General features: G+C 70.3%; 27 protein-coding genes and 1 pseudogene. 21 read left to right on the forward strand and 7 right to left on the reverse strand.

Annotated elements, in window-relative coordinates; all coding sequences use genetic code 11:
• Positions 1–91: 91 nt before the first annotated feature.
• The gene (locus CCN37_RS09855; RefSeq protein ID WP_210407948.1) at positions 92–418 is read left to right on the forward strand and encodes a helix-turn-helix domain-containing protein; all 327 of its coding nucleotides are present in this window, start codon (positions 92–94) and stop codon (positions 416–418) included.
• Between the two features lie 37 nt (positions 419–455).
• Here CCN37_RS09855 and CCN37_RS09860 read toward each other — a convergent pair whose 3' ends face one another.
• Complete coding sequence (locus tag CCN37_RS09860; protein WP_086820402.1) at positions 456–785, reverse strand: hypothetical protein; 330 nt, start codon at positions 783–785, stop codon at positions 456–458.
• A gap of 216 nt (positions 786–1,001) precedes the next feature.
• On the opposite strand from CCN37_RS09860, the pseudogene CCN37_RS41400 reads away from it, so the two are divergent.
• Both CCN37_RS41400 and CCN37_RS09875 read left to right on the forward strand, forming a co-directional pair.
• Positions 1,002–1,444, forward strand: a pseudogene (locus CCN37_RS41400) (AAC(3) family N-acetyltransferase).
• A gap of 69 nt (positions 1,445–1,513) precedes the next feature.
• Positions 1,514–2,839: an MFS transporter gene (locus CCN37_RS09875; protein ID WP_086820405.1), complete on the forward strand. Its 1,326-nt coding sequence runs from the start codon at positions 1,514–1,516 to the stop codon at positions 2,837–2,839.
• 44 nt (positions 2,840–2,883) lie between these two features.
• Here CCN37_RS09875 and CCN37_RS09880 read toward each other — a convergent pair whose 3' ends face one another.
• On the reverse strand, positions 2,884–3,408 hold the full coding sequence (locus CCN37_RS09880; protein WP_143261536.1) for a hypothetical protein: 525 nt from the start codon (positions 3,406–3,408) through the stop codon (positions 2,884–2,886).
• A 110-nt stretch (positions 3,409–3,518) separates the two neighbouring features.
• Here CCN37_RS09880 and CCN37_RS09885 point away from each other — a divergent pair, with 110 nt between their 5' ends.
• Positions 3,519–4,019: a metallophosphoesterase gene (locus CCN37_RS09885; protein ID WP_086820428.1), complete on the forward strand. Its 501-nt coding sequence runs from the start codon at positions 3,519–3,521 to the stop codon at positions 4,017–4,019.
• Between the two features lie 47 nt (positions 4,020–4,066).
• Positions 4,067–4,960 (forward strand): phosphotransferase, encoded by an 894-nt coding sequence (locus CCN37_RS09890; RefSeq protein WP_086820407.1) that lies wholly within the window; start codon positions 4,067–4,069, stop codon positions 4,958–4,960.
• A gap of 51 nt (positions 4,961–5,011) precedes the next feature.
• Here the strand turns inward: CCN37_RS09890 and CCN37_RS09895 are convergent, their stop codons facing one another.
• Positions 5,012–5,350 (reverse strand): hypothetical protein, encoded by a 339-nt coding sequence (locus CCN37_RS09895; RefSeq protein ID WP_086820408.1) that lies wholly within the window; start codon positions 5,348–5,350, stop codon positions 5,012–5,014.
• A gap of 114 nt (positions 5,351–5,464) precedes the next feature.
• Positions 5,465–7,126: an FAD-binding dehydrogenase gene (locus CCN37_RS09900; protein ID WP_086820409.1), complete on the reverse strand. Its 1,662-nt coding sequence runs from the start codon at positions 7,124–7,126 to the stop codon at positions 5,465–5,467.
• 142 nt (positions 7,127–7,268) lie between these two features.
• Between CCN37_RS09900 and CCN37_RS09905 the strand changes: the two genes are divergently transcribed.
• From CCN37_RS09905 to CCN37_RS09950, 10 genes are all read left to right on the forward strand, one after another.
• Positions 7,269–7,748 carry a universal stress protein gene (locus CCN37_RS09905; RefSeq protein WP_086820410.1) on the forward strand — a complete coding sequence of 160 codons (480 nt, stop codon included), beginning with the start codon at positions 7,269–7,271 and terminating at the stop codon, positions 7,746–7,748.
• 60 nt (positions 7,749–7,808) lie between these two features.
• On the forward strand, positions 7,809–8,825 hold the full coding sequence (locus CCN37_RS09910) for an iron ABC transporter permease (protein WP_246842921.1): 1,017 nt from the start codon (positions 7,809–7,811) through the stop codon (positions 8,823–8,825).
• Positions 8,822–9,811 (forward strand): iron chelate uptake ABC transporter family permease subunit, encoded by a 990-nt coding sequence (locus CCN37_RS09915; protein ID WP_086820411.1) that lies wholly within the window; start codon positions 8,822–8,824, stop codon positions 9,809–9,811. Before CCN37_RS09910 ends, CCN37_RS09915 begins: the two co-directional genes overlap by 4 nt.
• 16 nt (positions 9,812–9,827) lie before the next feature.
• Complete coding sequence (locus CCN37_RS09920) at positions 9,828–10,790, forward strand: ABC transporter substrate-binding protein (RefSeq protein ID WP_086820412.1); 963 nt, start codon at positions 9,828–9,830, stop codon at positions 10,788–10,790.
• Positions 10,791–10,912: 122 nt separating this feature from the next.
• Positions 10,913–11,299 carry a peptidase inhibitor family I36 protein gene (locus CCN37_RS09925; RefSeq protein ID WP_168200605.1) on the forward strand — a complete coding sequence of 129 codons (387 nt, stop codon included), beginning with the start codon at positions 10,913–10,915 and terminating at the stop codon, positions 11,297–11,299.
• 102 nt (positions 11,300–11,401) lie between these two features.
• Positions 11,402–12,436 (forward strand): hypothetical protein, encoded by a 1,035-nt coding sequence (locus CCN37_RS09930; RefSeq protein ID WP_086820414.1) that lies wholly within the window; start codon positions 11,402–11,404, stop codon positions 12,434–12,436.
• Positions 12,437–12,491: 55 nt separating this feature from the next.
• The gene (locus CCN37_RS09935; RefSeq protein WP_086820415.1) at positions 12,492–13,862 is read left to right on the forward strand and encodes a cytosine permease; all 1,371 of its coding nucleotides are present in this window, start codon (positions 12,492–12,494) and stop codon (positions 13,860–13,862) included.
• A gap of 17 nt (positions 13,863–13,879) precedes the next feature.
• Complete coding sequence (locus CCN37_RS09940; RefSeq protein ID WP_086820416.1) at positions 13,880–14,251, forward strand: hypothetical protein; 372 nt, start codon at positions 13,880–13,882, stop codon at positions 14,249–14,251.
• Positions 14,252–14,353: 102 nt separating this feature from the next.
• Entirely contained in the window at positions 14,354–16,624 is a 2,271-nt protein-coding gene (secD, locus tag CCN37_RS09945; protein ID WP_371503893.1) for a protein translocase subunit SecD, read from the forward strand.
• 611 nt (positions 16,625–17,235) lie between these two features.
• The gene (locus CCN37_RS09950) at positions 17,236–17,796 is read left to right on the forward strand and encodes an EF-hand domain-containing protein (protein ID WP_086820418.1); all 561 of its coding nucleotides are present in this window, start codon (positions 17,236–17,238) and stop codon (positions 17,794–17,796) included.
• Here CCN37_RS09950 and CCN37_RS09955 read toward each other — a convergent pair.
• Positions 17,793–19,550: an ABC transporter ATP-binding protein gene (locus CCN37_RS09955; protein ID WP_371503896.1), complete on the reverse strand. Its 1,758-nt coding sequence runs from the start codon at positions 19,548–19,550 to the stop codon at positions 17,793–17,795. The genes CCN37_RS09950 and CCN37_RS09955 overlap by 4 nt on opposite strands.
• A gap of 93 nt (positions 19,551–19,643) precedes the next feature.
• Here CCN37_RS09955 and CCN37_RS09960 point away from each other — a divergent pair, with 93 nt between their 5' ends.
• On the forward strand, positions 19,644–20,216 hold the full coding sequence (locus CCN37_RS09960; protein WP_086820419.1) for a TetR/AcrR family transcriptional regulator: 573 nt from the start codon (positions 19,644–19,646) through the stop codon (positions 20,214–20,216).
• Between the two features lie 263 nt (positions 20,217–20,479).
• Here the strand turns inward: CCN37_RS09960 and CCN37_RS39740 are convergent, their stop codons facing one another.
• Positions 20,480–20,623 carry a hypothetical protein gene (locus tag CCN37_RS39740; RefSeq protein WP_168200606.1) on the reverse strand — a complete coding sequence of 48 codons (144 nt, stop codon included), beginning with the start codon at positions 20,621–20,623 and terminating at the stop codon, positions 20,480–20,482.
• Between the two features lie 119 nt (positions 20,624–20,742).
• On the opposite strand from CCN37_RS39740, the gene CCN37_RS09965 reads away from it, so the two are divergent.
• Both CCN37_RS09965 and CCN37_RS09970 read left to right on the forward strand, forming a co-directional pair.
• The gene (locus CCN37_RS09965) at positions 20,743–21,777 is read left to right on the forward strand and encodes a zinc-dependent alcohol dehydrogenase family protein (protein ID WP_086820420.1); all 1,035 of its coding nucleotides are present in this window, start codon (positions 20,743–20,745) and stop codon (positions 21,775–21,777) included.
• A gap of 32 nt (positions 21,778–21,809) precedes the next feature.
• Entirely contained in the window at positions 21,810–22,136 is a 327-nt protein-coding gene (locus tag CCN37_RS09970; RefSeq protein ID WP_086820421.1) for a hypothetical protein, read from the forward strand.
• Positions 22,137–22,143: 7 nt separating this feature from the next.
• Here CCN37_RS09970 and CCN37_RS40720 read toward each other — a convergent pair whose 3' ends face one another.
• Positions 22,144–23,520, reverse strand: coding sequence for a serine/threonine-protein kinase (locus CCN37_RS40720; RefSeq protein ID WP_210407946.1), 1,377 nt, complete (start codon positions 23,518–23,520; stop codon positions 22,144–22,146).
• Between the two features lie 491 nt (positions 23,521–24,011).
• On the opposite strand from CCN37_RS40720, the gene CCN37_RS09980 reads away from it, so the two are divergent.
• The 3 genes from CCN37_RS09980 to CCN37_RS09990 all read left to right on the forward strand — a co-directional run bounded on the left by CCN37_RS09980 (position 24,012) and on the right by CCN37_RS09990 (position 25,857).
• The gene (locus CCN37_RS09980) at positions 24,012–24,416 is read left to right on the forward strand and encodes a hypothetical protein (protein ID WP_086820422.1); all 405 of its coding nucleotides are present in this window, start codon (positions 24,012–24,014) and stop codon (positions 24,414–24,416) included.
• Positions 24,417–24,429: 13 nt separating this feature from the next.
• On the forward strand, positions 24,430–25,026 hold the full coding sequence (locus CCN37_RS09985) for a DUF5666 domain-containing protein (protein WP_086820423.1): 597 nt from the start codon (positions 24,430–24,432) through the stop codon (positions 25,024–25,026).
• A 78-nt stretch (positions 25,027–25,104) separates the two neighbouring features.
• Positions 25,105–25,857 carry a MauE/DoxX family redox-associated membrane protein gene (locus tag CCN37_RS09990; RefSeq protein WP_086820424.1) on the forward strand — a complete coding sequence of 251 codons (753 nt, stop codon included), beginning with the start codon at positions 25,105–25,107 and terminating at the stop codon, positions 25,855–25,857.
• Positions 25,858–25,921: the final 64 nt, after the last annotated feature.

Consider the following 25,921-nt stretch of genomic DNA (forward strand, 5'->3'; position numbering starts at 1 on the left):
GATTCATGCTTGCCGTGCACGCACCATCGGACAAGTACCCACCTTTTCGTCAGTGAGGAAGCCCGTGAAGAAGCGGACCTACACCTGCGGCATGGACGCGGCGCTGGACGTCGTCGGCGGCAAGTGGAAGGCGCTGATCCTGTGGGCGCTGCACGAACAGCCGCTGCGGTTCGGCGCGCTGCGCAGGGAGGTCCCGGGCATCAGCGAGAAGATCCTCACCGCGCAGCTGCGCGAGATGGAGGCCGCCGAGCTGGTCTGCCGCGAGGTCCACGACCAGGTGCCGCCAAAGGTCGTCTACTCGCTCACCGAGTTCGGGCAGTCGCTCAACACCGCGTTGGTCCCGCTCGGCGTGTGGGGCGAGGACAACATGGAGCGGATCGTCGCGATCCCTCGTGCAGGACAGCTGGCGGTGCCGTGACCGGTGCCGCGCTGACGCACCGGTCACGACGTCCATGTCAGCAGGTCTCGCCCATGTAGGACGGCTCGCGCAGGACGCTGGGCCGCTTGGCGATGTAGAACTCCTCGCCGGGAGCGACGCACTTCTGGACGGTCAAGGCCATTCCGGCGGCCCAGATGTCGGCGGACACGAGCACCTTGCTGCCGTCGCTCGTGCAGTGGCGGTACCAGCTCTCGTCGTCGTTGAGGTCAGGCGTGCCCATGTCCTTCCAGAACGCCCCTCCGACACAGGGCAGCGGAGCGGCGGCGTTGGCGGCGGGCACCGCTACGAGACCGGTCGCCAGAACGGCGCCGACGAGGACCGGAAGCGTGCGTGCGCGCAATGACATGGAGTTCTCCTAGCGGCGGGAAATGATCATGAATCATGCTCGGCCGCGGCGCGCATCGCGCAAACGTTTTCACCAGACGTGAATGCTTCACTGGAGGAGTGATCGATCAGGAGCGCTCGACCCAGCAGTTGCGAGAGCTCGGCGTCGCCGGTCGAGGGCGGTCCGCTCGGCGTGATCTCCGCGCCGTACGACGTGCGGAGGACGCCGAGCTGGAACATGGGGGTTGTCGCGGAGACGTTCTGGCAGCTGCCGGGAGTGCTCCGAGGTGACCACCCGACGTCGACCTTCGCCGCGGTCGGACCGCACGCCGAACGGATCGTCGCGCCGCAGCCGCTCTCCCCGCCGCACGGCCTCCACAGCCCGGTTGGCAGGGCGCACGAGAGGACCGGGTGCTCGTGCGCGACGGTGGCAGCCTCCGCGAAGTGGTGATCACCGAGCCCAACCACCGCTGCCAGGGTTTCGCCGCCGCTGACGACTGGCTGCGCGAGCAGGGAGCACTGCGTGAAGGCCGTGTCGGCAACGCCGAAGCCCGGCTGTTCGCGGCGCAAGACCTCGTGCGAGTCGTCGTCCCTCGGCTCTCCGCCGAGCCGATGCGGCTGCTGTGCGCGCGGGGCTCCGGCTGCGAGGACGCCTGGCTCTCCGTCCTAAGCGACTGTTAAGTCTCGCCCGGTCGTCTTGCCGGGTCCTGGCCTTCGCCCTGACTGTGATCGCAGTCATGAGGAGGCCAGATGTCAGTTGAATCCCGCCCGTCGGCGCAGCCGGGCGAGCCGCAGCACAACGAACGCCGTGTCGTCGCCAACGTGATGAAGGGTTCGATCGGCAACCTGGTCGAGTGGTACGACTGGTACGCCTATACAGCTTTCGCGATCTACTTCTCGGGCGCGTTCTTCCCCAAGGGCAACACCACCGCTGAGCTGCTGAACACCGCCGCCGTCTTCGCGGTCGGCTTCCTGATGCGCCCGCTCGGCGGGTGGATGCTGGGACGCTACGCCGACCGCTACGGCAGGCGCGCGGCGCTGACGCTGTCGGTGACGCTGATGGCGGCCGGGTCGCTGATGATCGCGCTGACCCCCTCCTACGCCACGATCGGCGTGTTCGCCCCGATCCTGCTGGTCGCGGCGCGGCTGCTGCAGGGCCTGTCCGTCGGCGGCGAGTACGCCACGTCGGCCACCTACCTCTCCGAGGTCGCCTCGCCCGGCAAGCGCGGGTTCTACTCCAGCTTCCAGTACGTGACGCTGACCGCCGGTCAGCTGCTCGCGCTCGGCGTGCAGATCGTGCTCCAGCAGGTGCTGTCCGAGCAGCAGATGTCCTCGTGGGGCTGGCGGATCGCCTTCGTCATCGGCGCGGCCGGAGCCATCGTCGTGATGTGGTTGCGGCGCAGCATGGAGGAGTCCGAGAGCTTCACCAAGGCCGCGTCGGAGGAGAAGGGCGAGCCCGGCTCCCGCGGCACCCTGCGCGCGCTGCTGGCCCACCCCAAGGAGGTCGCGCTCGTCATCGGGCTGACCCTCGGCGGCACCGTGGCGTTCTACACCTACACCACCTACCTCCAGAAGTTCATGATCAACACCGGTGGCATCTCCAAGCCGGACGCCGCGTGGATCAACTTCTTCGCCCTGCTGGTGTTCGTGATCCTGCAGCCGCTGGCCGGTCGCCTGTCCGACCGCGTCGGCCGCCGTCCGCTGCTGCTGTTCTTCGGCGTGTGCGGCACCCTGTTCACCGTGCCGCTGATGACCGTGCTCGGCGGCACCAGCTCGCCCGTCGCCGCGTTCTTCCTGATGCTCGGCGGACTGGTGATCGTCACCGGATACACCTCGATCAACGCCATCGTGAAGGCCGAGCTGTTCCCCACCAAGATCCGCGCGCTCGGCGTCGGCCTGCCCTACGCGCTGACGGTGGCGGTCTTCGGCGGCACCGCCGAGCTGATCGCGTTCTGGCTCAAGGACATCGGGTACGAGTCGGCGTACTTCTACTACGTCTCCGCCTGCGTCCTCGTGTCGCTGATCGTCTACAGCACCATGCGGGAGACGTCGAAGGACTCCCCGCTGGAGAAGTAGCGATCGGCCGACCGCCTCCGGCTCCCCCAGCGGGCCGGAGGCGGTCACCTGCCCGCCAACTCCGCTTCGAACGCTTGCTTGCGCAGCGGCGGGCAGGTCGAGCGCAGCCGCGCGATCACCTTGTCCGCCTTGCCCTTCGGGTAGCCGGACGGGGCCGTTCCCCGGGACAGCAGGACGTTCACCAGTACGCGCAGCCCGGTGTCGCTCAGGCTCCACGCCGCCTCGGTCGCCACCGCCGCCAGCTCCGGGTCGGCGAGGTGGCGGGCGACGTCCTCGGCGTGCACCCACGACAGCTGGCCGGAGCGCAGGCACTGCGCCACCACGCCCCGGTCCGGGTGGTGCAGCAGCGCCAGCAGCCAGAACACGGCCATGCTCTCGTCGTCACCGGCGAACGCGGCGGTGAACTCCGCGTTGTCCGGCAGGATCGACGGGATCGGACGCCGGGCCAGCAACGACTCCACGTCGACCACGGCCGGAACGGTGATCGGTCCCCGGCTCCAGATCTCCCCGGTCCACTCCCCCGTCAGCACCACGGTCTCCGCCGCTCGCCCACTTCCGAACCATGCCACCGGAACCACTGTCCTCTCGCCTCACCGCGCCGGGCGGCGAGCGTAGGGCGACTGCCTCGGGACCGGTCCCGCTGGTGTGGGAGCGCGGGCGCCGGGGCACTCTGGTGGGCATGCGGGTGTTGATGATCTCCGACACGCACGTGCCCCAACGCGGGCGCGTGGTGTCTGAGCAGGTGTGGCGAGCGGTGGACGAGGCGGACCTGGTGATCCACGCGGGCGACTGGGTGGAGGAGTCCGTGCTCGACGCTTTCTCCGAGCGGGCGAAGGTGCTCGTCGGGGTGCACGGCAACAACGACGACGCGGGCATCCGCGCGCGGCTGCCGGAGGTGGCGCACGTCGAAGTCGGCTCGCTGCGGATCGGCGTGGTGCACGAGACGGGCGATGCGAAGGGCCGCGAGCAGCGCTGCGACGCCCACTTCCCCGGCGTCGACGTCCTCGTGTTCGGGCACAGCCACATTCCCTGGGACACAACGACTCCTGGCGGAATTCGGCTGCTCAACCCCGGCTCTCCAACCGACCGCCGCCGCCAGCCAGCGCACACCTACCTCACTGCCACGATCGGCGAACACGGCCTCACCGATGTGCGGCTGCACGAGTTGCCGCCGCGCTGACGCCGAAAGCGGTCGCCAACCACAACGGCGGTGACTACCGTCCGCCCATGAGCTTGTTCCCCGCCGAGCAGCCGGAGGACGACGCGGTCCTGCTCCCCGGCGTCACCGCGATCCTCGACCAGCACAGCATCAGCGAGCATCCGCACCGCTTCGAGGACGGCTCGCTCCCGGTGTACGCCGTGGGCGACGATCTCGTGCTCAAGCTCTACCCGCCGGTCTACCGCGCGGAGTGCGCGCTGGAAGCGGGCGTGCTCGCCGACCTCGCCGGAAGTCTGCCGACGCCGACCCCGGAGGTGGTGGCGACGGGCGAGCTGGAGGGCTGGGGCTATCTCCTGATGACGAGGCTGCACGGCCGTCCTCTCGGCGAAGCGTGGCCGGAGCTGAGCGCACGAGAGCGCGACGGGATCGTAGATCAACTCGGCGAGACGTTGGCGTTGCTGCACAAGGAAAAGGTGCCGACGCTGCCTGCTGTCGACTGGGGGCGTTTCGTGATCGGCCAGCGCGTCAAGCTGATTGAGCACCATCGCAAGCGCGAGCTCGACGAGGTGTGGCTGGGCCAGCTCGACAGCTTCCTGGACACCGTCGATCTGATCACGCCGCGCGAACCGGTGCCGTTGCACACGGAGGTGATGCCCGCGCACCTCCTCCTGGGGCCGGACGGGAAACTCAGCGGGCTGTTCGACTTCGAGCCCGCGATGCGCGGAGCGCGCGAGTACGAGTTCGCCGCTGTCGGCCTGTTCTTCGCGCGCGGCGACGGCAGGGTGCTGAAGCGCGTGCTGAACGCCTACGGCTTCAACGATATCGGGCCGGAGCTGTCACGGCAGCTGCTGGGCATGACGATCATCCACGTGTACAGCAACCTCGGGTGGTACATGCGCGAACTGGGCGCTCCGGCCGAGCAGAGCCTGGAAGCCTTGGCGCGCCACTGGTTCCCGCTCTAGACGCGAACGAGGGCAGTGCGCGTGCACCGCCCTCGTCCAGCGGTGGCAGATCTACCGGTGGATGGTCTTGCCGTTGATGAGGATGCCGTTGATCGTCGGGTCCCAGTTGTTGTACTCGCGCGTGTTCAGCTCGGACTGCCCGGTGCTCACAACCTCCTGGTAGTTGACGAGCGGCGGGCAGCAGCTGCCGATGGTCAGCTTGTCACCGTAGAGGGCACCCCGGAGGTTGGCGTGCACCAAACCGTTCTTGTTGTTCTTCCACAGCGTGAGCGTGCGGCCGTGGCCCGAGGTCCCCTTGACGTATGTGAAGGAATCGGCGTAGGCGGGAACGGCCACGGCGGAGGTCGCGATGAGCATTGCCAGCGTGACGCCTGCCATCTTCTTGAACAACAGAACTCCCCAGTCAGGTTCGAAGATCGCCGCCGAGGCTAGCCACGCCGCACCAGCTCGGAAGGCGGATTCGCACTGCCCTGAAGTGAACTTTTTACGGAACCGAACCCGGGGCTAGACCGTCGCCTCCGCCGCGGCCCGGCCCGCCACCCGGCCGGAGAAGATGCAGCCGCCGAGGAAAGTCCCTTCCAAGGCGCGGTATCCGTGCATGCCACCGCCGCCGAACCCGGCCGCCTCGCCCGCCGCGTACACGCCGGGCAACGGCTCACCTGAGGCCTGGAGCACGCGGGAGGACAGATCGGTCTCCAGGCCGCCGAGGCTCTTGCGCGTGATGATCGACAACCGCACGGCGATCAGCGGACCGGCCTTCGGGTCGAGCAGGCGGTGCGGCGTGGCGACGCGGATCAGCTTGTCCCCCAGGTAGTTCCGGGCTCCGCGCAGCGCGGTGATCTGGAGGTCCTTGGTGAAGGGGTTGAGGATCTCGCGGTCACGGGCGCGGATCTCGCGCTCGACCTGCTCCACGTCGAGCAGCGGCTCGGGGGTGAGCGCGTTCATCCTGGCGATGAGCGTCGTGAGGTCGTTCTCGACGATGAAGTCCGCACCGTGCTTCTTGAACGCCTCGACCGGTCCAGGCGCGCCGGGCAGCGCCCTCTTGAGCACTCCGCGCACGCTGCGGCCGGTGAGATCGGGGTTCTGCTCGGAGCCGGAGAGCGCGAACTCCTTCTCGATGATCTTCTGGGTCAGCACGAACCACGTGTGCTCGTGGCCGCTGCGCATGATGTGCTCCAGCGTCCCCAGCGTGTCGAAGCCGGGGAACAGCGGAACGGGCAGCCGCTTGCCGCGCGCGTCCAGCCACAGCGAGGACGGGCCGGGCAGGATGCGGATGCCGTGCATCGGCCAGATCGGGTTCCAGTTCTGGATTCCCTCGGTGTAGTGCCACATGCGGTCGCCGTTGATGGCGTTGCCGCCCGCGCTCTCGGTGATCCCGATCATCCGGCCGTCGACGTGCGCGGGCACTCCGCTGAGCATGTGCTCCGGCGGCGTGCCGAGCCGCGAAGGCCAGTTGCGGCGGACGAGGTCGTGGTTGCCGCCAATGCCGCCGGAGGTCACGACGACGGCCTGCGCGGAGAACTCGAAGGGCCGCAGCTCGACGCGGGAGCTCTGCTCGCCGCGCGCCACGTCGCTGTGCTCCAGGACCTGCCCGCGCACGCCGTCGACCGCGCCGGCTGTGACGGTCAGCTCGTCGACGCGGTGGCGGGACTTCAAGACCACCAGGCCCCGGTCCATCGCCGCGCGGACCCGGCGCAGGAACGGCTCGACGACACCGGGACCGGTGCCCCACGTGATGTGGAAGCGGGGCACGGAGTTGCCGTGGCCCATGGCGTCGTAGCCACCGCGCTCGGCCCAGCCGACCACGGGGAAGAACTTCATACCCTGCTCGCGCAGCCACGCGCGCTTCTCCCCCGAGGCGAAGTCGACGTAGGCCTCGGCCCACGCGCGCGGCCACCGGTCCTGCTCGCGATCGAAGCCGGCGGTGCCGAGCCAGTCCTGCAACGCCAGCTCGTGCGAGTCGCGGATGCGCATCCGGCGCTGCTCCGGGGAGTCCACGAAGAACAGCCCGCCGAAGGACCAGTGCGCCTGGCCACCGAGCGAGGCGGGCGGCTCCTGGTCGAGCAGCAGCACCCTCCTGCCCGCGTCGGCCAGCTCGGCCGTGGCGACCAGCCCGGCGAGCCCCGCTCCGACGACGATCACGTCCGCACTCGCCTCTGCCGCCATCACAGCACCCTTCAGTCGAGATCACTTCGCCCAAGGTCGAACGATTCTGCCCTGCGAGCGGCACCGGTGCGTGATAGGGCTGGGCCGTGTTTCGCGAGAGCGCGTTCGGGAAACACGGCCTACTCCGAAGGGAGGCACGTCCATGTCCACTTGCTCGCACCGCAACACGATCGTCGTCGGGGTCGACGGGTCGGAACCGAGCGTCCAGGCGCTGCGCTGGGCCTTCAAGGAAGCGATGCTGCGCGACGCCTCGGTGACGGCCGCGATCTTCTGGACGCCCCCCGGGATCTCCCCGGCGAGCATGCCGATCCCGGTGGTCACGCCGATGGACGACGAGACCGAGGTCTACCGGGAGGTGCTGGCCGAGGCGCTGCGCCGGGCCCGCGCGGGCTACGAGGACGTCCCGGTGCACGAGGTCGTCGAGCCGGGCATGGCGGGCACGCGGCTGACCGAGCTCGCCGAGGGCTCGGAGATGCTGGTGCTCGGCAGCCACGGGCACGGGCACGTGATGACGGCGCTGATGGGCTCGGTGAGCGCGGCGGTGATCCGCAAGGCGAACTGCCCGGTGGTGGTCATCCCCACGCGCCTGGTGGCCGAGCTGGGGCCGTCCTGTTCCCAGTAGTTTCCCCAGGATCGAGCCCGCCCGCGCACCCCTCAAGTTAGGCATGGCTATCCTCACCGGGTGAAGTGGGGAAACGCTCTCACGTTCCGTCGGCGCACCGGGCTGCTGCTCGCGCTGCTCGGACTGGCCGCCTGCGCGCTGTTGTCGATCATGGTCGGCAGCCGCTGGCTCGGTGTCGGCACCGTGTTCGAGGCGTTGCTGCGCCCCGGCCAAGACGAGGCGACCGACGCGATCGTCTGGGGTCTGCGCGTGCCCAGGACCGGGTTCGGGCTCGCCGTCGGCGCGGCGCTGGGCATGGCGGGCGCGCTGATGCAGGGGCTGACCCGCAACCCGCTGGCCGATCCCGGGCTGCTCGGGGTGAGCGCGGGCGCGTCGCTGGCCGTGGTGCTCTCGACCGGGCTGCTCGGCGTCACCTCGCTGCACGGCTACATCTGGTTCGCCTTCGCGGGCGCGGCGGCGGCGTCGGTGGTGGTGTTCGCGCTGGCCGCGCGCGGGGCGGGTGGGCCGACGCCGACGAAGCTCGCGCTGGCCGGGGCCGGGGTGACCGCGATGGCCGGTTCGGTGACGACGAGCCTGCTGCTGGCCGACGCGGCGACGCTGGACCGCTACCGCTTCTGGTCGGTCGGAGCGCTCAGCGGCCAGGACCCGGCCACACTCGGCCAAGTGCTCCCGTTCCTCGCGGTGGGCGCCGTGCTCGCGGCGGCGATCACGCCCGGGATGAACCTGCTCGCGCTCGGCGAGGACACCGCGCGCGGCCTCGGGCAACGGGTCGGGCTGATCCGGGTGGCCGGGGTCGTGGCGATCACGCTGCTCGCCGGGGCGGGGGTCGCGGTGTGCGGCCCGATCGCCTTCGTCGGCCTGGTCGTCCCGCACATCGCGAGGGCGATCTGCGGCGCCGACCACCGTTGGGTGCTGGCGTTGTCGGCGGTGCTCGCGCCCGCGTTGCTGCTGGCGGCGGACTTGCTGGGGCGGCTGGTCGCGCATCCCGACGAGCTGCACGTGGGCATCGTCGCAGCCGCGCTCGGGGCACCGTTCTTCATCGCGTTCGTGCGCCGCAGCAGGGTGGCCGAGCTGTGAGGGCCCGGCCGAGGACGGTCCTCGTCTGCGCGCTGCTCGCGGTGGCCGCGTTCCTGTTGCTGTGCTTGGAGATCACCATCGGTGACTTCCCGCTGACGGTCCCCGAGGTCGCGGCCGGGCTGTTCGGTTCCGGTGACCCCGCGGCGCTGCTGGTGATCAACGAGATCCGGTTGCCGCGCGCGCTGATCGGCGTGCTGGTCGGGCTCGCGTTCGGGGTCGGCGGCCTGCTCTTCCAAGCGCTGGCCCGCAATCCGCTCGCCAGCCCGGACGTGATCGGCGTGACCGACGGCGCGAACACCTTCGCCGTCGCGACGCTGCTGACCGGGGCGGGCGCGGGCTTAGGGCTCGGCGTGTCCACGATGGCGGTGCTGGGCGGGGTCGTCGTGTCGGCGATCGTGGTCGCCCTGTCGTGGAAGCGCGGCACGACCGGCCTGCGCATCGTGCTCGTCGGCATCGGCATGGCCGCGCTGTGCGGCAGCATCACCGACTACCTGCTGCTGGAGTCCGGGGCTTTCCAGGCGCAGCAAGCAGTTGTGTGGCTCGTCGGCAGCCTCAGCGGTCGCACGTGGGGCAGCGTCCACCCGCTGGCCATCGCCGTGGTGGTGCTCGTGCCGCTCGCGCTGCTGCTGTGGAAGTGGTTGGCGGGCCTGGAACTCGGCGAGGACTCCGCCACCGGCTTGGGCGTCCCGGTGCAGACCGCGCGCCTGGCGATCATGACCGTCGGAGTCGGTCTCGTGTCCTTCGCGACCGCCGCCGCCGGGCCCGTGGCGTTCGTCGCGCTGCTCGCTCCGCAGATCGCGCTGCGGCTCGTGCGTCCCTCCGTCCCGCCGATGGTGACCTCCGGTCTGGTCGGCGCGGTCGTGGTGCTGGCGGCGGATCTGATCGCCCGCACCCTGTTGTCCTCCGGTGAACTGCCCGTCGGGGTGGTGACCGGGGTGGTCGGGGCCCCGGTCCTGCTGTGGCTGCTCGCCCGAAGTTTCCGTTGACGTGAAGGGAAAATCCATGAGCACGACACGACGCGCGTTCCTCGGCGGCATGGGCCTGCTCGCGCTGACCGCCTGCGACGTCCCGCGCGGCGCCGCCGGTGGCACCGCGTGGGAGTTCACCGACGACCGCGGCAAGAAGGCGGGACGTCCGGCTCGGCCGCAGCGCGTCGTCGCCCAGATCACCGCGGCGGCCGCGTTGTGGGACCTGGGCATCCGGCCGGTCGGCGTGTTCGGCCCGCAGAAGCGCCCCGACGGCTCCGCCGAGTCCATGATCGGCAACGTCGACCTGTCCACCACGCAGTCCGTCGGCATCACCTACGGCGAGTTCAACGTCGACAAGTTCCTGTCGCTGCGCCCCGATCTCCTCGTCACCGTGATGTACGGCGAGGAGCTGTGGTACGTGCCCAAGGAGCCCACTCCCACCATCGAGTCCGTCGCGCCCATCGTGGGCCTGCGCCTCAACGGCCGCTCCGCGCGCGCCAACATCGAGTCCTTCGTCAAGCTCGCCGAGGCGCTGGGCGCCGACGTCAAGGCTCCCGCTGTCGTGCAGGCCAAGGCCGAGTTCGACCGCGCGACCGAGGAGCTGACCGCCAAGGCCAAGTCCGGGGTGAAGGCGCTCTTCGTCAGCGCCACCAAGGACAAGCTCTACATCGCCACCCCCGAGTACCACGGTGACCTCAAGCTCTTCCAGGAGCTCGGTGTCGACGTCGTGGCGCCCAACGCGGGCAAGGACGCCTTCGAGACGCTCAGCTGGGAACAGGCCGACCGCTACCAGGCCGATGTCGTCCTCGTCGACAACCGCGCCGCCACGTCCATCCCGCGCGCCGAGCTGAACGCGATCCCCACGTGGTCGCGCCACCCGGCGGTGAAGGCCGGGCAGGTGTTCGACTGGGCGGCCGAGACCCCCAACAGCTACAACCGCATGGCACCCGTGCTCCGCTCGCTCGCCGAGGCGCTCGGCAAGGCCCGGCGCGTGTAGTCCGGCCTCGTAGTCAACAGTCGAGCGGTGGACATCCGCGTTCCCGAGCGCCAATAGCGTGAAAGGGCACTGTTGACCACGAGGGGAAAACAATGTCCACGCGAACTTCATTGGCGCGGCGCATGGGGAAGGTGCTTGCGGTCGGGGGCGTGGTGGCGGGCGCGTTGCTCGCCACGGCTCCGGCGCAGGCCGCCGAGGCCACGGTCCCGTGCAGTGACGGCTGGATCTGCTTGTACGAGCACCGGGACGGCCGCGGCGCGTCCATCGCCTTTCACGAGCGCTCCGCGGGCAGCGACGACCTGTCCAAGATCCCCTGCCCCGAGTGCCAGGGCGGCGGTACGTGGGACGACCGGATGTCGTCCTACGTCAACAAGACGAGCCGCACGTGGTGGGCGTACGACACCGCGCACGGGATCGGGGAACGGCACAACTTGAACCCGGTCGACATCGTGGTCAACCTGGGTTCTAGGGATGAAGACCAGGTGTCGGCGATCTATCCCTGGGGCTGATCTCCACGCTCGCAGCGGGGGTCACCTCTCCCGCTGCGAGCGCCCGCCCAGGCACACAGCGGGATCGCGTGACTGTCAGGGGTGGGTGCCACACTCCGGCCCATGACGGACAGGACCATCCGCGAGCTGGGTGAACGCCTCGTGGAGCTGGGCATGGTGGCCCGGGACAAGGCCGACTCGGTGTTCGACGACAGCAAGGCCCACGTCGACGAGGCGGCGGATGTCCAGGACCTCCTCGACGCGCTGGTCGAGTTCGGCCTCGCCTTCTCCGTGCACGGCGACGTCGGTGTCTCCGTCGAGGGCTACTACCGCGAACTGCTCCAAGACGAGGTCGGTCCACTCACGGGCGTGGCCTTCTCCGACGTCGTGCTGCTCCGCGAGGAGGACGGCCACGAGATGCTGCACTTCGCGCGCGACGGGAAGTCGTTCTGGTGGCTGGTCGAGCACGAGTACGACGACTACACGGACCAGTTGGCGTTCTTCGAGAACGTCGCCGACCTGGAGCCCGGCGGTGAGGACCCACGCGGATTCCACCCGTACAGTCCGAAGGAGGGCGAGTCCAGCGAGACCAACTTCTACGTGCTGGCGACGCACGGGCAGGCGTTGGCGTTGCAGGAGGAGTTCGGTCTCACCTTCGCCCTGTCCGACGCCGACTCCGGTCCGCCGCGACCGGTCACCGTGCCGTTCCTGGACACCTGGCTGCCCCAGCGGGACCGCGTACTAGCCGAGTGGCGCGCTCGGTTCCTCCCGGCGGACTTCCCCTTCGACTTCTCACTCGACTCCCTCGACGCGTTGGAGCCGTTCGTGCTCGACCGCTACGACTCCTCAGCGGCGGTGCGAACGCCCGAGGACGAGTTCGCTGCGGGCGCGGTCCGCTACGTCGGCGAGACGTTGCTCAGGAACACGCCGGGCAAGTGGGAGTACCGGGAGCACGGAGACTCGATCTACAGCCGCGTTCCGCTGATCAAGGGCGATGTCCCGATCGGGTTCTTCGCAGTTTCGGTGCCCCTGCACGCCCTGGCGTCACTGGCGGCGAAGCGAGTCCCCGGAACCCTGCGACGCCAGGCCGACCACTTGCAGGAAGCCGCCGCCCGCTACGCCAGAGCCCGCGGCATCGTCGAAGCACGGCGAAGCTGAACAAGAGCCGGATGTGCCACGGCTGATTCGCTGGTGAGGCCCCTAGAGTGTGCCGATGGCGTTCGACGCGCACGGCATTGAGCCGATCCCCACCGAGCACCGCGACTCCACGCCGTGGGAGCAGTTCTGGATCTGGTCGGGCGCCAACATCGCGCCGATCAACTGGGTGCTCGGCGCGCTCGGCGTGACGCTGGGGCTGAGCCTGGCGGAAACGCTCGTGGTGATCGCGCTGGGCAACCTGGTCGGCTGCGCGGTCTTCGGGCTGTTCAACGTGATCGGGCACCGCACGGGCGTGAACCAGATGGTGCTGGGGCGGGCGCCGTTCGGCAGGCGCGGCGCGATCGTGCCGGGCGTGGTGCAGTGCCTGGTCTCGATGGGCTGGGTCGGCGTGAACACGTGGGTGGTGCTCGACCTGGTGATGGCGGTGCTGCGCCAGTTCGGCGTGCACGGCGGCACGGGGATGAAGTACCTGATCGCGGCGATCATCATGGTGGTGCAGCTCGGGCTGGCGCTGTACGGCTTCTACGCGATCAGGACCTTCGAGAAGTACACCGTGCCGGCGACCGTGCTGGTCATGGCGGTGATGACGGTGCTCGCGCTGAGCCAGGCGGAGCTGAACTGGACGACGGCGACGGCCACCGAGCCCGCGGACAAGCTCACCGCGATCACGCAGCTGCTCACCGCGATCGGCATCGGCTGGGGCATCACGTGGTTGCCGTACTCGGCCGACTACAGCCGGTTCGTGCGGCCGGGGGCCTCGGCGAAGTCGGTGTTCTGGTCGACGGCGCTGGGCATGTACGTGCCGACGGTGTGGCTCGCCGCGCTGGGCGCCTGCCTGGCGAGCACGGGCGGCAGCACCGATCCGTCCGCGCTGGTGGTGGGCGCTTTCGGCACGATGGCGCTGCCGGTGCTGCTGCTGATCATGCACGGGCCGGTGGCGACGAACATCCTCAACCTGTACTCGTGCTCGCTCGCCGCGCTGTCCATCGGGATCAAGGCGGCGCGGTGGCAGGTCACGTTGGTCGCCGGCGTGGTCGCCTCGGCGGTGCTGGTGGTGTTCGTGCAGGCCGACGACTTCGCCAAGACCTTCGACCACTGGTTGGTGTCGATCTTGGTGTGGATCAGCCCGTGGGCGAGCATCGTGCTGGTGGACTTCTTCCTGCTGCGCCGGGGAAAGATCGTTGTCGAGGACCTGTACGAGGACACCACCTCGGTGAACGGCCGGGCGCTGCTCAGCCTGGGCGCGGGCCTGGTCGCGGGCTGGGCGTGGCAGTACGGCATGGTCCCGCTGATGCAGGGGCCGCTGGCGAAGGCGTTGGGCAACACCGACTTCTCGTGGTTCTCCGGCGCTCTGGTCGCGGGAGTCCTCTACTACCTCCTGTGCGGACGGCGTAGTCCGGATGGCCGGAGACGGGCTGTGACCTAGCCCGCTACTGTGTGCGCATGATGCGGACGAGCCCACGGCAGCGCCCCGCGCTGTCGGCGCTGCTCGTCCTGCTCGCGGCGCTGGCCGCCCTCGGGCTGGCATCCCCCGCGTTCGGCTCGGTCCCCGACGACGGCGACAAGCAGGCACGCCACGTCGTCTCCGAGCTGGCCCACCCCAGCCCCGCGCTGCGCGGGCGCCAGCAGGCACACGCCGTCCCGGTGCGCGGCTACCTCGCCACCGGTCCGGTGCTGTTCGCGCTGCTGCCGCCCGCCGAGCCGGTGCCGGAACCGCTGGCACCGCTGGGTTTCGCCGCACAGGACCGCTTCACCGGGTCGTTCTCCGCCCCGACCGCTCCGGTCGGCTCGCGCGCACCGCCTCGGCGCGCCTGATCGCGAGAGCCCATCGTCGTCCCCGTTCGTCCATTGTGGACGGACGGCTCATCCGGAGGCATTCCACCAATGTCGCGCCCCCAAGCGCGCCGGGGACCCGTCGTGAGGGTGTTCGTCGCCCTCGCGGTCCTCGCCGCGTCCGTCTACCTCATCCTCACCACCGCGCCGAGGCTCGGCCTCGACCTGCGCGGTGGCACCCAGATCGTCTTGCAGGCCAAGGACTCCCCGCAGGCAAAGGCCGACGCCCCGACCACCGACCGAGCGCTGGAGGTGTTGCGCCGCCGCGTCGACCAGCTCGGGGTCGCCGAGCCGACGCTGGCCCGCTCCGGCGAGAACCGGATCATCATCGAGCTGCCCGGCGTGCAGGACCCGCGCCAGGCCGTGGAGGTCATCGGCCGCACCGCGCAGCTGACCTTCCACCCGGTGATCTCCGCGCAGCAGCCGGGCGTGCAGCCCAAGCCGGGGCAGAAGGTGCTGGCCACCGCCGAGGGCGAGCAGCTGGTGCTCGGCCCGGCCGCGCTGACCGGCGAGGGCGTCTCCGACGCCAACTCCGGTCCGGCGCCGGACGGCCCCGGCTACATCGTGTCGATCAACTTCCAGTCGGCCGGCGGCGCCGCGTGGGGCAAGCTCACCGGCCAGGCCGCGTGCGCCCCCGTCGGCAGCCCGGTGCGCCGGGTCGCCATCGCGCTCGATGACAAGATCATCTCCGCGCCGGAGGTGAACCCGCAGGTCGGCTGCAACGTCGGCATCCTCGGCGGGTCGACGCAGATCACCGGCAAGTTCACCAACCAGCAGGCGGGCGAGCTGGCGCTGCTGATCAAGGGCGGCGCGCTGCCGGTCCCGGTCGAGGTCGTCGAGCAGCGCACGGTCGGCCCGACCCTCGGCGCCGACGCCATCCGCGCGAGCCTGGAAGCGGGCATCATCGGCCTCGCCCTGACCGCGCTGTTCCTGATCGTCGTCTACCGCCTCGCCGGGTTGATCTCGGTGATCGCGCTCATCGGCTACTCCGCGATGTCCTACGCGATGCTGCTGTTCATCGGCGCGACGCTGACGTTGCCCGGCCTCGCGGGCCTCGTGCTCGCCATCGGCATGGCGGTGGACTCGACGGTGCTGGTCTTCGAACGAACGCGCGAGGAATTCCTCGGCACGCGTTCGAACCAGCCGCTGCCGAAGGCGATCGACCGGGGCTTCGGCAACGCGCTGTCGGCGATCGTGGACTCCAACATCACCACGCTGCTCGCGGCCGGTCTGCTGTTCTGGCTGGCGACCGGGCCGGTGAAGGGCTTCGGCGTCACGCTCACCATCGGTGTGCTCGGCGCGATGTTCGCGACCCTCGTGCTCACCAGGGCGCTGCTGTTCCTCGCCGTGCGCGGGCCGCTCGCCAAGCACCCCAAGCTCACCGGCCTCGCCCACCACGGCGTGGTCCGGCGCAAGCTGGAGGCGCGCGACCCGAAGCTCTACGACAAGGCGGGCCGTTGGCTGATCGGCTCGGCGATCGTGCTCGTGCTGCTGTTCGCGGGCGTGTTCGTGCGCGGGCTCAACCTCGGCGTCGAGTTCACCGGCGGGCGGGTGCTGGAGTACTCCACCGGCGCGGCCGTCGACGTGGAGAAGGTGCGCAGCGCCGTCAGCGACGCCGGTTTCCCGCGTGCGATCGTGCAGGCGTCCAACCAGGACGCGGTCACCGTGCGCACCGAGCCGACCGAGAACACCGGGCCCATCCGCGACGCGGTCGCCAAGGCCGCGGGCAAGGCCGAGCAGATCCGTGACGAGAAGATCGGCCCGAGCCTCGGTGCCGAACTGCGCAACAACGCCCTCATCGCGTTGCTGCTCGCCGTGCTGGCGCAGCTGGCGTACCTCGCGTTCCGGTTCGACTGGCGCCTCGGCGTCGCCACGGTGCTCGCGCTCAGCGCTGACGTGCTGATCGTGCTCGGCACGTTCGCGTGGATGGACAAGACGCTCGACGCCGTGTTCCTCGCCGCGATGCTGACCGTCATCGGTTACTCGGTGAACGACTCCGTCGTCGTCTTCGACCGCGTCCGCGAACTGCGCGGGCTCCGGCCGAAGGAGACCTTCGCCAGGGTCAGCAGCGCTGCCGTGCTGCAAACCCTGCCGCGCACGGTGAACACCGGTATCGGTGTGCTCTTCGTGCTCGGCGCGCTGCTCGCGCTCGGCGGCGGATCGCTGGCCGACTTCGCGCTGGCGATGCTGCTCGGCCTCGTCGCGGGCACGGCTTCCACCATCGTCACGGCCGCGCCGATCGCGGTGCTGCTCGACAAGCGGTGGCCCGGCGCCGGCAAGTCGCGGACCAAGAAGAAGTCGCACTACTCCACCACCCCGGCGCACAAGCGCGACCGCACCGGCGCCGTGGTCTGACCCTGACCGACCCGATCGGGGTCGTACCCAATGTGGCATTTGTTACGTCTGACGCAGCAAATGCCACATTGGGTACACACCTGGCCGGCCCCGGACTAGTAAAAATTCGGCGTGAGCGTAGGTGGTTCACCCGCCCGGGTTCATCTGCGTCCGACGTCGAGGCATTTGACACGCCTGACCGCCCCGTCCACCGAATCGTCGCCGTTCACGGCCGCGCGGGTGGGCGGGGCGGTCGCGCGTTCGGGGTCGGGCGCCCACGACGATGGACCACGATCGAATGAAGAGCCCAGTTCATCCAGGTGATCGTGACCATCCGAACCCGCGCCAGCGACCGACCACCCTTCAGGGCATTCACCGCCGCAGAGCCGCCCCCGTCGAGTGAACAAACGCGGCCGGGACGCATTCCCGTGCTTCTCCAGTCAGATTTCGTCATGCGCAAGCGTGATGCGGAAACATGGCGCGTGAACCCCAACCGCCTTAGCAGTGACCCTGATCACAGGAATGCCCTGACTGCCCGTGACTTGACCGGGTCTCAACCCTTTCCCGAAGATCCGTCGCCGCGCCCGGATTCGGCGCCGTCACCCTGATGAACCACGAGGAAAGGCGCCCCTGTGGACAACGCCCTGCTCCAGCGCAAGCTCAACCACGCCTTCGCGCAGATGGACCTGGACGGCAACGGCTTCATCGAGAAGGACGACGTCGTCGGCATGGGGCTCAAGACCATCGAGCACTTCGGCATCGACCGGTCCGCGCCCCGGGCCGAGGCCGTCGTCAGCGCATTCGACCGGCTCTGGGACGAGCTGGCCACCACCTTCGACGCCGACGGCGACGGCCGCGTCTCCGCCGAGGAGTACCTGAGCGGCTTCGTCAGCAGCCTCTCCGACGAGTCCAAGTACGCGGACTTCTTCCAGCCCGCCGTCGACGCGACCCTGAACCTGGGCGGCTCCACCCGCGAGGGCACGCTCAACCTCGTCGAGTGGCGCACGCTCCAGGCCGCCTACGGCACCGCGCCGGAGCAGGCCGACGAGGCGTTCCGCCTGCTGGACAAGGACGCCAGCGGCCTGCTCACCCGCGACGAGCTGACCGCGGCGATCCACCAGTTCTACCTCGGCACCGACCCCGAGGCGCCCGGCAACCACTTCTTCGGCCCGCTCGGCACCAGCGCCAACTAGGCCGGCACGGCGATGCGGAGCGCTCCGACGAGGTCGCGGTAGAGCTCGTCGGAGCGCACCAGCTCGCTGTGCGTGCCGACCGCGCGCAGTTTTCCCTTCTCCAGCACGACGATCTGGTCCGCGTCGACCACTGTGGACAGTCGGTGCGCGATGGTCAGCACCGCTCCCTTGGTGGCGGCGCGCTTGATGACCTCCTGCACGGCCGCCTCGGTGAGGCCGTCGAGCTGGGCGGTGGCCTCGTCGAGCAACAGGATCTCCGGCTCGGTCACCAGGGCGCGGGCCAACGCGATCCGCTGGCGCTCACCACCGGAGATGGCCGCGCCGGACAGCGGCGTGTCCAACCCCTGGTCGAGCCGTCGCACCCGCTCGTCCAGCCGCACGGCGCGCAGCGCGGCCCACACGGCCTCCTCGGAAGCGTCGTTGTGCGTGTAGAGCACGTTCTCCCGCACGGTTCCCGGCAGCAGCGGCGTGTCCTGCTCGACGTAGACGATCCGCTTGCGCACGTCCTCGATGGACAGCTGCTCGAAGGGCACACCGTCGAGGGACAGCTGACCGTGCTCGGGCTGGAGGAAGCGCAGCATCAACGAGAACATCGTGGTCTTGCCAGCACCCGAGGGGCCGACGAACGCGGTGTGCCCGACGCGCGGGATCTCCAGGTCCACGCCGTCGAGCGCGGGCGGTCCGCCGGGGGCGTAGCGCGCCGTGACCGCGTTGAAGGACAACACGTTCGGCGTCGCGCGCTCGCCGATCGAGCTCACGCTGGCGGTGCTCTCCTCGACGCCGAAGCTCTCCACCTCGCGGATGCGGGCCGCCGCCGCGATGCCGGACTGGAGGTGGGTGACGGCCTGGGTCAGCGTGTTCACCGGGTCCATCACCTGGAAGGCGTAGAGCAGGAAGGCGACCAGCCCGGAGACCGCGAGCTGGCCGGAGCTGACCCGCCACGCGCCGAGCGCGAGCACGAACAGGATCGCCAGCTGCACGCCGAAACTCGAAGCGCACCAAGCGATCGCCTGGATGTGCACGGCGCGGACGCTCTGCTTGTTGGACTCGCGGGCCTCGGCGAGCACGCGGTCGCTCTCCCGGGCCTCGGCGCGGCTGGCCTTGACGGTGCGGATGGCCCGCAGCGCGCCTTCGAGCACGCCGCCGAGCCTGCCGACCGCGGCCTGCGCTTCCTTCTGCGCGCCGGACATCGCGGGCATCAGCACCGCGACCACGATCCCGACGATCGCGAGCATGCCGAAGGTGGTGGACAGCAGCACCCAGTCCAGGGTCGCCATGAGCACGAGCGAGCCGACGAGCAGCACGGTGCCGTTGACGAAGTCGACCAGGCTCGCCGCGGCGGCCTCGCGCAGCAGCAGCGTGTCGGAGGTGACGCGGGTGACCAGCTCGCCGCTGGTGCGGCTGGAGAGCTCGGCGACGCGGACGCGGAAGAGCCGTCGCACCATCGAGGTCCTGGCGTCGAGCACGATCCGCTCGGCCAGCCTGCCCAGCAGCGTCCACTGCCCGAGCCCGAACAGCGATCCGGCCACCAGCAGCACGACGAGCGTGGTGACCGGCCCGCTCACCGACTCCGAGACCGCGAGCGAGTCCAGCACGACCTTGGTGACCATCGGCGTGGCCAGGGCGGCGCAGGTGGCCCCGAGCGCCAGCAGCAGTCCGACCAGCAGCACCTCGCGGTGCGGGTGGACGAAGCTCCACAGCACGCGCATGTTCTGCCATCTCTTGGGCTTCGGTTCCACGGCCGTCGATTCCACGGTCTCCCCCTCGCGTCGGACTCCACCGTAGCACTTTGGGACATCGATGTCCCACAACGAGAGTTGATCGTCTCGGGGCGCTAGGGTGGACGGATGTCGAGCACCACCAAGGAGTCGGGCAGCCGCAACCGGACCAGGCGCGCGATCCTCGACGCGGCGATCACCCTGCTGGCCACCCGCCCGCAGGCCTCGCTCGCCGAGGTCGCGGAGGCCGCCGAGGTCGGCAGGAGCACGCTGCACCGGTACTTCCCGGAGCGCACCGACCTGCTCTCGGCGGTGGTGGAGGACTCGCTGGCGCAGCTGACCGTCGCCGTCACCACGGCCGAGCTGCACCGGGGGACCCCGGCCGAGGCGCTGCGCCGGATCACCCACGCGTACTTCGAGCTGAGCCCGGTGCTGCTGGTGCTCTTCGGCGAGCACCTGATCGATACGCGCAAGGACCTGATCGGCGATCTCGACGAGGTGGACGCGCCCGTCTTCGAGCTGCTGGAGCGCGGCCAGCGCGAGGGCTTCTTCGACAACGGGGTCAGCGCGGAATGGCTCAACCGCGTGCTCTGGGCGGTGGTCTACACCGGCATCGCGGCCTGCGCGGAGGGCGCGATGACCAGGCACGCCGCGCTGGAGTCCATCTCCAGGACGCTGGAGCGCGGCACGCGCGCCGAATAAAACCGTTGCACGCCAAGGCGGGCGGTGCCTAACCTGGCCGTACACGTGAGAGGAGGTGGTCCAAGGTTGAGTATCAACAGGACTCGTGAGGTGGCTGTCCGCTAGGACCGCCGAACGGCCTTCACAACGTCGGCCCCGTGGTGCACCGCGGGATAGGAGTCCGGCGAATACCAGGCAGCTACCCGACCCCCGGAGCTCCGAGCGTCAGTCCACGCTCGGCCTGCGCGAGCAGGAAGTAGCCCGGGGATCGCTGCTTTTTCCGCCTACCGCCTGCGGAACTTCCGCAACGCGTCACCGACCTTGCGGCGGGTGTGCGGGTCCTGGGCGAGTTTGCGCGCCTTGTGCTGGAGCTGACGTCCCTTGGGACTGCGCAGGAAGCGTTGGATCTTGCTGAAGAGTCCGGCCATATCGCGTCCCCTTTGTCCGGTTGCTGAGTCCAGTCTGCCAGGTTTCGCAGCGCTGGGTTCCGTGGTGCAAGCTGGTGGAGCCGCCGCCGCGTGCACCGCCGACAACCAGGGACTGATCCATGCTTGCGACCACACTCCACGGCCCCGGCGACATCCGCGTGGAGCGGGTACCCGACCCGGTGATCAACCAATCGACCGACGCAGTGGTCACGGTCACCCACTCCTGCATCTGCGGCAGCGACCTCTGGCCCTACCAGGGCGTCTCCCCCTCGCAGCCGGGTGCGCGGATCGGGCACGAGTTCCTCGGCCGCGTCGCCGAGGTCGGCTCGGACGTCACCGGCCTGCGCGTCGGCGACCTCGTGGTCGCGCCGTTCATGTTCAGCGACGGCGACTGCGTGTACTGCCGCGAACAGCTGCCCACCTCCTGCCGCAACGGCGGTATGTGGGGCAAGGCCAACGATGGCGGGCAGGGCGAGGCCGTTCGCGTGCCCTTCGCCGACGCCACGCTGGTCAAGCTCCCCTCCGACGTCGACGAGGCGCTGATGCCCGCGCTGCTGTCGCTGTCGGACGTGCTGCCGACCGGCCACCACGCCGCCACCATCGCCGGAGTGCGCCCCGGCGCGACCGTCGCGGTGGTCGGCGACGGAGCGGTCGGGCTCTGCGCGGTCCTGGCCGCACGGCGGCTCGGCGCTGAGCGGATCATCGCGATGGGCCGCCACGAGGCGCGCACCGCGATCGCCCGCACCTTCGGCGCCACCGACGTCGTTGCCGCGCGCGGTGACGAGGCGGTCGAGGCGATCAACGAGCTGACCGGCGGCGAGGGCGCGCACGCCGTGGTCGAGGCCGTGGGCACCGGACAGTCCATGCAGACCGCGATCTCCATCGCCCGCGCGGGCGGCGGCATCGGCTACGTCGGCGTCCCGCACCTGGGCGGCGAGGGCCTGGACATCGACCGCCTGTTCAAGCGCAACATCGCGCTGCGCGGCGGGGTCGCCCCGGCCCGCGCCTACATCGAGGAGCTGCTGCCCGACGTGCTCTCCGGCGCCGTCGACCCGTCGCCGATCTTCGACACGACGATCAAGCTCGACGAGGTCGCCGAGGGCTACGCCGCGATGAACGACCGACGCGCGCTGAAGGTCCTGATCACCCTCTGACGCGGACGCGGGCGGCCATGTCACCATCTCGCATGGCCGTCCCGGACCCGCACCTGCGCCAGATCCTCCGCTGGTGCGAAGAGCGCATCCCAGAACAGGCGCTGCACGAGGTCCGGGTCGAGTGCACGGTGCGCACGTCGCACGTCACGATCTTCGAGGTCCGCGCGCCGCTGACCGGGGACGACGGCGGTGAGTGGACGCGGCGGCCGATCGCCCAGCTGCGCCACGACGGGCTGCTGTGGCGGCTGTACGGGCCCGACCGCAAGGCCCGCTGGCAGCTGCTCGACGACGTGCCCGCGCACGGCTCCCCCGGCCCGCTGCTCACCGTGCTGGGTGATCCCGCGCGGAACCTGTGGTGATCTCGGATCAGTGCAGGCGGTCGGGTCCGCCGATGTCGATCCCGCCCGGGTTCGCCGGGCTCGACGACGAGCTGGACGACGTCGTCGACTTGGTCGAGGTCGGCTTCGACGGCGTGGTGGTCGTCGGCTGCTGACTGGTGGTCGTCGGCTGCTCCGACGTCGTCGACGGCGTCGTCGACGGCACGGTCGACTGCGGGCGGCTGCGCTTGGAGCTGGTCGTCTCCTCGCCGCTGACCATCGGCACCGACTGCGGCGTCTGCTGGCTCGGGTAGGTGCCGGTCCCCCCGCCACCGCCTCCGCCGCCGGTGTCCCGCTCGGTCAGCAGCAGCACGACGGCCAGCGCCGTGCCCGCGGTCAGCACCGCGAGGCCCAGACCCGCGCCGACCTTCGCCGGGGTGCTGCGGAACCAGGGCTGCGACGCGGCGGCGGCTGCCTTGAGCGCGGGCTGCACGCGGGTCGGCTCGCCCTTGACCAGCGACGCGGTCGCACCGCCGGTGGCCCCGGCCCCGGAGGAGACCAGCACCGTCGCGGCCTCGTCCTCGCCGAGGTCGCCGAGCGCGACGCGGCGCAGCACGCCCTCCACCTCGGCCGGGGTCGGGCGCTGCTCGGGCTCCTTGCGCAGCATCGCCTCGATCAGCGGGCGCAGCGGGCCGGCGTTGCGCATCGGCTCCGGGTCCTCGGTGAGCACCGCGGTCAGCGTCGGCAGCGCGCCGGTGCGGTCGAAGGGCGGCTTGCCCTCGACGGCCGCGTACATGGTGGCCGCCAGGGACCATAGGTCGGAGGCGGTGCCGACCTCAAGGCCGCGAGCGCGCTCCGGGGCGATGTAGCCGGGGGCCCCGACGAGCATCCCGGAGACGGTCAGCGACGCGTCGCCCTGCACGGTCGCGATGCCGAAGTCGGTGAGCACCGTGCGCCCGGTGTCGTGCACGAGCACGTTGCCCGGCTTCACGTCGCGGTGCAGGATGCCGTGCTCGTGCGCGGCGCTGAGCGCGGCGAAGACCTGGAGCGCGATCGCGGCGACCCGGCTCGGCGCCAGCGCTCCGTCGCGCTCGACGACCTGGGCCAGCGAGGGGGCCCTGACCAGTTCCATCACGATCCACGGGCGGCCGTCCTCGTCGACGACGTCGTAGACCGTCACCACGTTGGGGTGGCTGATCCGCGCGGCGGCCCTGGCCTCGCGCATGGTGCGGTCGGCCAGCGAGCGGCGTTCCTCGTCGCTGACCCACGCGGGCGCGGTGACCTCCTTGACCGCGACGTCGCGGCGCAGCATCTCGTCGACAGCGCCCCACACGGAGCCCATGCCGCCGCGCCCGATCAGCTCGCCGAGGCGGTAGCGCCCGCCCAGCAACCGCCCCTGATCGTCGCCAGCCTCCGTCGACGTCATCTACTACCCCGGTTCTCCGCACTCGTCGCTTCCTGTTCACCCCTAGCCTAGGAGGCGACAACCCCCGTCCGGATGACAAAACACCGTCGGTCTTCGGGCAGCACCGGGGTGACGGCGCTGACCTGCGACTACTCCGTTCGATGGACCCTGTGTCACAAACCACGCCGAGCTTCGCGCAACCTGCGGCGGGTGTGCTCCGTTAGGCGGTACCCGCTGCCACGGACGGCGGCTGCCGGAAACCTGTTCGCGGGCTTATCGTGAAGTTGGTTACTCGGCAACAACACTGCGACAGCACGCCGCTCGCCGACGCGACGGCCAGCCCGGAGACGGCGGGCTCGCCCAGCGCGGTTCGTGAGTTCCCTCGAGCGGCGTCGTCCGCGCGGCCGGACCCCCTGCCCCGGCCGCGCGGATCTTTCCCACGGGGCCGCCCTCCCTGCACCGGTGGCCCCGTCAGTTCGCTGTGCCCCGTCTTGCGAAATGAGGGCAGCCACATGGCTCCATCCACCGGGTCGACGACCTGGTTCTGCTGCGGTGCCGCCTGGGGACCGTGCGGGTCCACGGGCAAGGGCGCCTGCGGGACCTGCAACTCCGCCAGCCTCCAGTGCGCGTGGCCGAACGCCTCCGCCGCGTGCTTCGACATCACCAGGCCCGACAAGTGCGGCAAGACCCTGACCCGCCGCACCTGCGGGCACCAGTTCACGATCACCAGCCTCTGCACCAACAAGGCAGTCCGCGTGAAGATCGCCGACTGCGGGCCGCAGACCGACCTGTGGTGCGGCGAGAAGACGTGCTGCGGCAGCAAGTGCGGAACGAACCGGATCATGGACCTCACCCCGGCCGCGTACAGCGCGATCGGCAGCCTCTCCGGCGGGCGCCTGCCCTGCACGGTCGCGTGAAGGGGGCTGAACGATGACTTCCTTGGGACGCAGGCGTTTCCTCAGTTCCGCGGTGTTGGGCGGCGCTGTGGTGGGCGCGACCGCCTTCGGGTCGGTGGCGCCGGAGCGGGCGATGGCCTCGCCGGGCCTGGAACTGGACCCGTCGCTGCCCGACCCGAACTTCGCCGAGGGGCGGATCTCGGCGATCACCGGCTCCATGCTGATGGTGACCGGGTCGGACCGGGCGCTGCACCGCATCCACGTCACCGACGGCACCAGCCTGTGGAAGCTGCGGCCGACCACCTTCGACGCGATCAAGGTCGGCGACGGGCTCTACGCGCGGGGCCTGAAGCTGGACGACGGCACGCTCGCCGCCGACTCGGTGTGGGTCAACATCGTGAACCTGACCGCGCACATCGCGGCCATGGACAAGAACGTGCTGCACCTGGACCACCACGGTGACCGGGTGGTCGGGCACGTGGTCGCGGGCACCACCGCGGCGGTCTACAACGACACCCCGGCCGTGTCCGACCTGTCCCTGTTGCAGGTCGGCAAGCACGTGCAGGTGATCGGCGCGTGGCGGCCCGACACCAACGAGGTCGACATCGCGACGGTGTTCGCCGCCGCGTAGTCCAGCGCCGGACCACGAGGGTTCCGGGCGGCCCTGCTCCGCCCGGAACCCTCCCCGGCCGTGGGAAGGAGACCCCGAATGGTCGTCGTTGTCGTGATCGTCCTGGCGTGGGCCGGTGGCGTGAAGCTCTTCGGTCCTGCGCGGCGCACCGCGCTGGACCACTTGGTGGGCCGCTTCACCTACCGTCTCGTCGGCGTCGTCGAACTCGTCATCGCTCTTGCGCTCGTCGTGCCTCCGTTCGTCGTCGCCGAGGGCGTGGCCGCGACTGTGCTGGCACTGGGTTTCGTCGCGTACTTGGCTTACGCGCGGCGAGTTCGGCCCGAGTCCGACTGCGGTTGCATGGGCGGCAAGGGCGGACCGATCGGCTGGCGTTCGTTCGCCCGCGCCGGGCTGCTCGTGCTCACCTCAGCTCTCGCGGCCGTGCCCGCCTCTCTTTGGTTCGTGCTGACCGTGCTGCTCGTTTTCGTTGCCCTGTCGGCAGAACTCGACCGGTACTGGCTGTTGCCGTTGCGGCGCTTGCGCGTGCGGCTCAGCCATCCGCTCGCCGGGCTGCCTTCTGGCGTTCCGTTGGCGGCAGGCGTCGAGCAGGTGGAGCGCAGCGGTGCTTACCGCGCCGTCGCCGCGTTCTTGCGCTCCGATGTCCGCGAGACGTGGACCGAGGGCGAATGGCGCTTCCTCAGCTATTCCGCGCGCTTCCAGGATCGTTCAGCCACAGTGGTTTTCGCCGCCCCCACCGACCGCTTCGCCCCCGAGGACGTCCAAGCGGCCCTCGTCGACGAGGCCACCGAGGAAACCCTCTGGCGCTTCACCCCCATCCCCCTCGCCGCCTGACCGCACGCGCCCTCGCCCCCAACGGCCCGTTCGGTGCGTTGAGCGCCCTGAACGACCCGTTTAG

The organism is Allokutzneria sp. NRRL B-24872, assembly GCF_002155965.1.
In the GTDB taxonomy this organism is placed as follows: Bacteria; Actinomycetota; Actinomycetes; order Mycobacteriales; family Pseudonocardiaceae; genus Allokutzneria.

Coding starts and splice junctions, on each gene's coding strand:
- CCN37_RS09855 (WP_210407948.1), top strand. CDS start 92: ATGGACGCGGCGCTGGACGTCGTCGGCGGCAAGTGGAAGGCGCTGATC.
- CCN37_RS09860 (WP_086820402.1), bottom strand. CDS start 785: ATGTCATTGCGCGCACGCACGCTTCCGGTCCTCGTCGGCGCCGTTCTG.
- CCN37_RS09875 (WP_086820405.1), top strand. CDS start 1,514: ATGTCAGTTGAATCCCGCCCGTCGGCGCAGCCGGGCGAGCCGCAGCAC.
- CCN37_RS09885 (WP_086820428.1), top strand. CDS start 3,519: ATGCGGGTGTTGATGATCTCCGACACGCACGTGCCCCAACGCGGGCGC.
- CCN37_RS09890 (WP_086820407.1), top strand. CDS start 4,067: ATGAGCTTGTTCCCCGCCGAGCAGCCGGAGGACGACGCGGTCCTGCTC.
- CCN37_RS09900 (WP_086820409.1), bottom strand. CDS start 7,126: ATGGCGGCAGAGGCGAGTGCGGACGTGATCGTCGTCGGAGCGGGGCTC.
- CCN37_RS09905 (WP_086820410.1), top strand. CDS start 7,269: ATGTCCACTTGCTCGCACCGCAACACGATCGTCGTCGGGGTCGACGGG.
- CCN37_RS09920 (WP_086820412.1), top strand. CDS start 9,828: ATGAGCACGACACGACGCGCGTTCCTCGGCGGCATGGGCCTGCTCGCG.
- CCN37_RS09925 (WP_168200605.1), top strand. CDS start 10,913: ATGGGGAAGGTGCTTGCGGTCGGGGGCGTGGTGGCGGGCGCGTTGCTC.
- CCN37_RS09930 (WP_086820414.1), top strand. CDS start 11,402: ATGACGGACAGGACCATCCGCGAGCTGGGTGAACGCCTCGTGGAGCTG.
- CCN37_RS09935 (WP_086820415.1), top strand. CDS start 12,492: ATGGCGTTCGACGCGCACGGCATTGAGCCGATCCCCACCGAGCACCGC.
- CCN37_RS09940 (WP_086820416.1), top strand. CDS start 13,880: ATGATGCGGACGAGCCCACGGCAGCGCCCCGCGCTGTCGGCGCTGCTC.
- CCN37_RS09960 (WP_086820419.1), top strand. CDS start 19,644: ATGTCGAGCACCACCAAGGAGTCGGGCAGCCGCAACCGGACCAGGCGC.
- CCN37_RS39740 (WP_168200606.1), bottom strand. CDS start 20,623: ATGGCCGGACTCTTCAGCAAGATCCAACGCTTCCTGCGCAGTCCCAAG.
- CCN37_RS09965 (WP_086820420.1), top strand. CDS start 20,743: ATGCTTGCGACCACACTCCACGGCCCCGGCGACATCCGCGTGGAGCGG.
- CCN37_RS09970 (WP_086820421.1), top strand. CDS start 21,810: ATGGCCGTCCCGGACCCGCACCTGCGCCAGATCCTCCGCTGGTGCGAA.
- CCN37_RS40720 (WP_210407946.1), bottom strand. CDS start 23,520: ATGACGTCGACGGAGGCTGGCGACGATCAGGGGCGGTTGCTGGGCGGG.
- CCN37_RS09980 (WP_086820422.1), top strand. CDS start 24,012: ATGGCTCCATCCACCGGGTCGACGACCTGGTTCTGCTGCGGTGCCGCC.
- CCN37_RS09985 (WP_086820423.1), top strand. CDS start 24,430: ATGACTTCCTTGGGACGCAGGCGTTTCCTCAGTTCCGCGGTGTTGGGC.
- CCN37_RS09990 (WP_086820424.1), top strand. CDS start 25,105: ATGGTCGTCGTTGTCGTGATCGTCCTGGCGTGGGCCGGTGGCGTGAAG.